Genomic DNA, 6,092 nt, shown 5'->3' on the forward strand with positions numbered 1-6,092 from the left:
GCCCCCGCCGCCGGGCGAGGACCGAAGGCCCAGGTCAGCGACCCGAAACCGGCCCCCCGAGCAAGATCAGGTGGCGATCCTCACGACGCCGGCGCGGGCTGCTCCCAGCGGGGGTCGCGGCCGATGAAGGCGAGCATCCGGGTCTGGACGTCGGCGTCCTCGGGCACGTCGACCTTCGGACCGTACTGCCCGCTCGCACGCAGCAGGTCGTCGAGCGGCTCCATCCCCGCCAGCATCACCGCGCAGCGCTGCGGGTCGAGGGTCTCGTCCTGCCCGGTGGCGCGCGCGAGGTCCCAGGTGTGCATGAAGACATCGGCGGTGAAGAACCGCGAGACGGCCTCGGGAAGCGCGACCTCGCCGATGTGCGGGTTGGTCAGGACCTTCCCGGCCGAGGCCGGGTCGTCGAGGACGGCCTGCAGGCCGTCGCTCATCGTGCGCCACGCACCGACCGGGTCGGCGTCGACGTCCGGTCCCGGTGGCAGCTCCACGCCCGTGCCGCCGGCCAGGAACGGCGGGAACCACTCGACGAGGTGGCGCACGACGTCGCGCGCGGTCCACCCGGGCACCGGGGCCAGGCGCTCCCAGGTGGCGTCGTCGGGCACTCCCTCGACGTGGGCGGTGAAGCGGCCGGCGATCTCCCGGTACTCGTCGGCTGCGGTCTGGTTCTCGATCACGGCGTGACCTCCTCGGGGCCTGGGTGTCACCCCGACGTCGATCCTGCCGTGCCGTCTTCGACACCGGGCCGCCGGTGTTCGCGGCGACCGGGTCGCGGCGACTCGGTTTACGCGGTCGCTCCCAGCGGGGACTTGGTCCAGCCGTAGCACTCTGGTCGAGAAGTGCTACCTTCGGCCGCGTGGGGGACACCATCGGTCAGCGCGAGCTACGGAACGACAGCGGCGCGATCATGCGTCGCGTCGAGCAGGGCGAGAGCTTCGTGGTCACCCGCAACGGCCGTCCGGTCGCGGACCTCGTGCCACACGCACGTCCCCACGACGAGCCCCGCCGGACCCTCGGCGAGCTCCAGCACCTGTTCCGGGAGCTTCCCCCGGTCGACGCCGCGCGGTGGCGCGCCGAGCGCACGGAGGCCGACGAGCTCCTGGGCGACGACGATCCGATCACCTGATGACCGGGAGCGAGCGGGTCCTCCTCGACACCTCGGTGATCATCGACCTCGAGGGTCTCGACCTGGGCGGGACCGCCGGCGCGCACCCCGCGGTCAGTGCGGTCACCATCGCCGAGCTCGCCTTCGGGCTCGACGTCGAGGACCTGCTGGAACGGCAGGCCCGGACCGACCGGTTCTACACCGTCCTGCGCGAGATTCCGGTCCTGCCGTTCGACGTCGCGGCTGCCCGGCTCTACGGCACCCTCGCGGCGACCGTGCGGCGCTCGGGCCGCAATCCGCGTCCGCGACGGATGGACCTGCAGATCGCCGCCACCGCCGGAGCGCACGCGATCCCGCTCGTCACCCGGAATCCCGCCGACTTCGTCGGGGTCGAGCAACTCGTGCAGATCGTCGCCGCCTGACCGGCCGCACCGGGCTCGGGGCGTCCGGGCTCAGGGCGTCCGGCCGACGTCGAGCACGGTCACGGTGCCGTCGTCGAGGTTCGTGACGTAGGCCTGCCGCCCGTCGGGCGCGACGGCCACACTCGTCGGCCCTGCGCCGACAGGCACGGTCGCCGTGACCTGCAGCGTCGTCGTGTCCAGCACCTGCACCACGTTCGCATCGACGGCGGCGAGGTAGACGTAGCGGCCGTCGGCGGAGAGCGTGAGGTCCTGCGGGTGGTGGGCGGTCGGGACCGTCGCGACGACCTTGCCGATGCCGACGTCGGTCACGGAGACGGTGTCGGCGTCGTAGTCGGCGTCGAAGAGGAGCGGTGTCGTCCGCTGCCGGACGAGCGAGTGCGGGCTCCGGCCCACGGGCACCGTCCCGACGACCGCGTCGGTCCCCGTGTCGATGATGCTGAGCAGGTTCGACTCGTGGTCGGCGGCGTAGAGCCGCGTGCCGTCCGGGGACACGTCCAGCCAGTGCGGGTTGGGGGCGACCGGGATGGTGCCGGTGACGGCGTTCGTCGCCGCGTCGACCACGGTGATCGAGCTCGAGTCGTGGTTCGGGACGTAGACGCGCGAGCCGTCGGGGCTGACGATCAGCGCGAACGGGCGCTTCCCGGTGGGCACCCGCGCGACGAACGCGCCGGTCCGGGTGTCGACCACGCCCATCTCGTTCACGGTGAAGGCCGGGTCGGAGATGCTCACGTAGGCGCGGGCGCCGTCGGGTGAGAACGCGACGAACTGCGGGCCGCCGTCGGGCACCGGGATGGTGCCGGTGACGGCGTTCCGGGTGGTGTCGAGGACGGTGAGCACGTTCGCCGTCCGGTTGGCGACGTAGGCGAAGCGGCCGCCGGGCGCGACCTCCATGTACCCCGGGGTGGGCCCGACCGGGACCGTCGTCACGGCGGTGGGAACGGCGACGGCAGCCGCGACCGGCAGGTGCGCCGGGGGCGGGAGCTCGTCCGCCGGCTCCGGGGCCGGGGCGGCCGGCGCTGGGGCGCCGGAGCCACGGGTGAGCACCACGGTGAAACCGACGACCGCGACGACGGCGAGGACGACGATGACCGCGATCAGCGTCCGGGTGAGGTTCCGGCCTGGCTGCGCTGCGGAGCCGTCGACCCAGGCGGGAATGCGGGGTGGTGGAGCAAGCGCTCGTGGCGGGCCGTCCCGCTCGAAGCGCTTCATGCTGTCCCCCGCAGCCCCGACACCGACACTCCCGCCGTGTCACGACCGAGACCGCCGGCGATGCTACAAGCTTCGGACCCCCGGGTGACGACACGACTGGCGGGTCACTGCCCGAACGCGGAGATCCAGACCGTGGGTGTTGCCGACATCAGCACCGCCGGAAGACGGGCCGCACCGGCCGCCCACCCATCCACGGAGACGGGTCCCCGGCGTCGAGAGCCTCGCGGTAGACGACGCAAGCCTGTTCGACCACCTCGATCGTCTTGTCGATGTCTGCCTCGGTGAGCGCACTGCTCACCGCGAACGACGGGGCGAGGACCCCCCCGATGAGGAGTTGGCGCAGGAACAGTGTCCGGTAACTCTGTGACGCCTGGCAGTTCCCGTCGAGGGTGGCGAACACGAGGTTGCTCGGATGGCCACGAAGAACGACGTGGTCCTGTACCCCGACGCCGGCCGCAACCTGACGAACACCGTCGGAAAGCCGTGTTCCGAGCGCGTGCAGCCGCGCCGCGATCCCCTCCTCGCTGTACGTCGCCATCACCGCCGTGGCAGCGGCCAATGCGTGCGTCTCCGCGCCGTGCGTCGTGGACAACAGGAAGACCTGCTGTCCGTGATCACGCAACCGTCCCAACTCCATGAGCTCACGCCGGCCAGCCAGCGCGGAGACCGCGAACCCGTTGCCCAGCGCTTTGCCGAACGTCGACAGATCCGGAACAACGCCGTAAATCGCCTGCGCGCCGGACTCCGACCACCGGAAGCCAGTGATGATCTCGTCGAACACGAGCAGACAGCCGTACCGGTCCGCGAGCTCGCGCAAGCCGGCCAGATACCCAACAGGGGGTTCGCTGTGGGTGGCGGCCTCGAGGATCAGGCAGGCGATCTGCCCGTCGTGCCGCCTCAGCAACTGCTCCGTCTCCGCGAGGTTGCCGTAGGCAAAGCCCACGGTGAGGTCGGCCACCACGCCGGGCACTCCGCCGGACAGGGGCGTCGTGCCGATGAACCAGTCATCGGTGGAGAAGAACGGATGGTCGGTACAGATGGCGACCAGCGGCCGACCGGTGGCTGCCCGGGCCAGGCGCACCGCGGCCGTGGTGACGTCCGACCCGTTCTTCGCGAACTTGACCATCTCCGCGGTCGAAACCGTATCCAGGAACCGTTCGGCCGTCGCGACCTCGATGACACTCGGTCGGACGAAGTTCGTGCCGCGCCCGATCTCATGTCGCACGGCTGACAGCACGCGTGGGTGGGCATGGCCGAGGCTCACCGAGCGCAAGCCAGAGCCGTACTCGATGTATTCGTTCCCGTCGACGTCCCACACGTGTGCGCCGTACCCGCGAGAAATCACCGGAGCGATGTCCTCAGGGTACTGCTCATCACCTTTGGCATAGGTGTGGGCGCCGCCCGGAACCACGGCGTGCAACCGTTGGTTCGCCTGACGAGACCCGCACGACCGGCTGGGCGTGCTCATGCGGGTGGACCTCGACCGGCCAACGGCGTCGGGTGTGGGAGCGTCCTTCGGCGTCGACCGTTCGAGCAGCGCAGCAGCCGCGGCCCGCGGACCGCCGTCTCCGGGTTCCCGGGGACCACCAGGACGTCCTCGCAGCAGGAACTTGTCCAGTCGTTCGGGCAAGGTGACGCGCATCAGCTGACCTCCGCCGAGATCAGGGCTTGCAGTGGAGTGCGCTCGCCCCGCTGGTCCCACAGCATCCACGGACGATGGCCTGACTGATAGGAGGCCTCGAGCGCAGCCCTCTCTTTGACCGTGTCGGCGGACTGCCAGAAGCCGCGGTACGGATACGCCATCAGCTCGCCGCGCTTGGCGAGCTCCGCGCACGCATCACCGACCAGGTCTCCGTTCTCCGGCAGGTGGTCGAGAACCTCCGGCCGTAGCACGAAGTACCCGCCGTTCTCCCACAGCGGCATGGTGTTCACACCGACGATCTCATTGACGCGGCACTGTTCGCCGAGCTGGACACAGTGAAACGCGGCCTGAGGTGGCACGGCGAGCAACGAGGCAGTGGCGTCCGCCTCCCGGAATTGCGCGATCTGGTCGTCGAGAGGTGCGTCGGTGAGCACGTCGGCGTAATTTGCCAGGAACATCTCTTCCCCGGCGACGTGCTCGCGCACTCGCCGGAGACGCTCGCCGATCGGGGTGTCCAGGCCGGTGTGCACGAAGGTGATACGCCAGCTCTCCAGGTCCGTCGAGAGCATCTCGACGTGCCCTCCATGCAACACGAAGTCGTTGGAGACGGTTTCCGAGTACTGCAGGAAAAAATCCTTGATATGGCGAGCCCCGTGACCGAGACAGAGAACGAAGTCGGTGTGACCAAAATGCGCGTAGTACCGCATCACGTGCCACAGCAGCGGACGAGGGCCGACGGACACCATCGGTTTAGGCAGATCAGAGGCGCCATCACGCATCCGCATACCGTAGCCGCCACAGAACAGAACCACTTTCATGGTCGCATCACCTCAGTCAACGGGTCGAAAACACCAGCCACTCCCATTACCAGTGACGGCGAACTCGGAGCGCAGATCGCGCGGCAGCGCGGACAGGGGTCCGGCGGTCGGAGCGGGTGCGGGCGTTACCAGTGCCCGGCTCCTCGCTCGGCCGCGTTGGCGGCGAGCAGATACGGCGGCTCCTGCCGGGCACGCTCCCACGACCGCGCCCGCAGCCCGCGTTGATCTGCCACGCGCCTCCGGGGGGACCACATCGACCATCGTCGATCCAGCGGACGCCAGCGCGAAGGCGGCGGTTCGGCAACTCGCCATCGCATAGCGCCTGGCCGACGGGTGCGTCGCGCCCAGCAGCTTGACTACCGTCACCCGACACCCCGCTTCCATCGTCTTGGCCACGCGGACCCACGCCGAACAGCGCGCACACAGCCTGTGAAGGTTCACCCGCTCGAACTGGGGGCGCATCGTCAAGGCTGATTAAGGAGGTCGGCCAACTCAAGCCTGTCGGACTCCGTCGTCCGCGGGCACCGGTGGGCGCAGAGCTGGCTTCGGATGGAGCGGTGCCCGCAGCGGTGTACCGGGGCCGGATCGCCTCCGCGCCGGGGCCGCTGGGTTATTGACTGGGCAATGGGCCCGGGGGATGGTCACGTGTAACTGAGGGAATGCGGATCACGAATACGATCCTCGAGCTCTGCGAGTCGTTCCGGGTGCGAGACCGGCGTTGTCGTCACTGCCGACACCAAGAAACCGTTATGTAGTTGCGGGGTGAATTTCGAGGGGGCGAGCTGGTTCTGGATGCATGAGGTCACGATTCCGACGCGGAAGGTGTTGATGCTGCACGCGAGCCGCCCGTGCGTGGTGCGCGCCCGAGCGCACCCCACAATCGTGATCGGCGACCTCGA

6 protein-coding genes are annotated in these 6,092 nt (G+C 69.6%); 2 read left to right on the forward strand and 4 right to left on the reverse strand.

The window, feature by feature from the left end:
- Positions 1 to 80: 80 nt before the first annotated feature.
- A complete protein-coding gene (locus HH311_RS24795; protein WP_312030381.1) occupies positions 81 to 674 on the reverse strand; it encodes a TIGR03086 family metal-binding protein in 594 nt (197 codons plus the stop codon).
- A 179-nt stretch (positions 675 to 853) separates the two neighbouring features.
- On the opposite strand from HH311_RS24795, the gene HH311_RS24800 reads away from it, so the two are divergent.
- Both HH311_RS24800 and HH311_RS24805 read left to right on the forward strand, forming a co-directional pair.
- The gene (locus tag HH311_RS24800) at positions 854 to 1,123 is read left to right on the forward strand and encodes a type II toxin-antitoxin system Phd/YefM family antitoxin (RefSeq protein WP_169186375.1); all 270 of its coding nucleotides are present in this window, start codon (positions 854 to 856) and stop codon (positions 1,121 to 1,123) included.
- The gene (locus HH311_RS24805; RefSeq protein WP_169186376.1) at positions 1,123 to 1,524 is read left to right on the forward strand and encodes a type II toxin-antitoxin system VapC family toxin; all 402 of its coding nucleotides are present in this window, start codon (positions 1,123 to 1,125) and stop codon (positions 1,522 to 1,524) included. The genes HH311_RS24800 and HH311_RS24805 overlap by 1 nt, the downstream gene beginning before the upstream one ends.
- A gap of 30 nt (positions 1,525 to 1,554) precedes the next feature.
- On the opposite strand, the gene HH311_RS24810 is transcribed toward HH311_RS24805, so the two are convergent.
- The 3 genes from HH311_RS24810 to HH311_RS24820 all read right to left on the reverse strand — a co-directional run bounded on the left by HH311_RS24810 (position 1,555) and on the right by HH311_RS24820 (position 5,193).
- Entirely contained in the window at positions 1,555 to 2,733 is a 1,179-nt protein-coding gene (locus HH311_RS24810; protein ID WP_169186377.1) for a beta-propeller fold lactonase family protein, read from the reverse strand.
- 148 nt (positions 2,734 to 2,881) lie between these two features.
- Positions 2,882 to 4,201 (reverse strand): glutamate-1-semialdehyde 2,1-aminomutase, encoded by a 1,320-nt coding sequence (locus tag HH311_RS24815; RefSeq protein WP_169186378.1) that lies wholly within the window; start codon positions 4,199 to 4,201, stop codon positions 2,882 to 2,884.
- 173 nt (positions 4,202 to 4,374) lie between these two features.
- The gene (locus tag HH311_RS24820) at positions 4,375 to 5,193 is read right to left on the reverse strand and encodes a sugar phosphate nucleotidyltransferase (RefSeq protein ID WP_169186379.1); all 819 of its coding nucleotides are present in this window, start codon (positions 5,191 to 5,193) and stop codon (positions 4,375 to 4,377) included.
- Between the last annotated feature and the right edge of the window lie 899 nt (positions 5,194 to 6,092).

Source organism: Actinomycetospora sp. TBRC 11914, from assembly GCF_012933465.1.
Classification (GTDB): Bacteria; Actinomycetota; Actinomycetes; order Mycobacteriales; family Pseudonocardiaceae; genus Actinomycetospora.

What these genes read in the sequence shown, in the direction of transcription:
- HH311_RS24805 (WP_169186376.1), top strand. Translation starts at nt 1,123, where the DNA reads ATGACCGGGAGCGAGCGGGTCCTCCTCGACACCTCGGTGATCATCGAC.
- HH311_RS24810 (WP_169186377.1), bottom strand. Translation starts at nt 2,733, where the DNA reads ATGAAGCGCTTCGAGCGGGACGGCCCGCCACGAGCGCTTGCTCCACCA.
- HH311_RS24815 (WP_169186378.1), bottom strand. Translation starts at nt 4,201, where the DNA reads ATGAGCACGCCCAGCCGGTCGTGCGGGTCTCGTCAGGCGAACCAACGG.
- HH311_RS24820 (WP_169186379.1), bottom strand. Translation starts at nt 5,193, where the DNA reads ATGAAAGTGGTTCTGTTCTGTGGCGGCTACGGTATGCGGATGCGTGAT.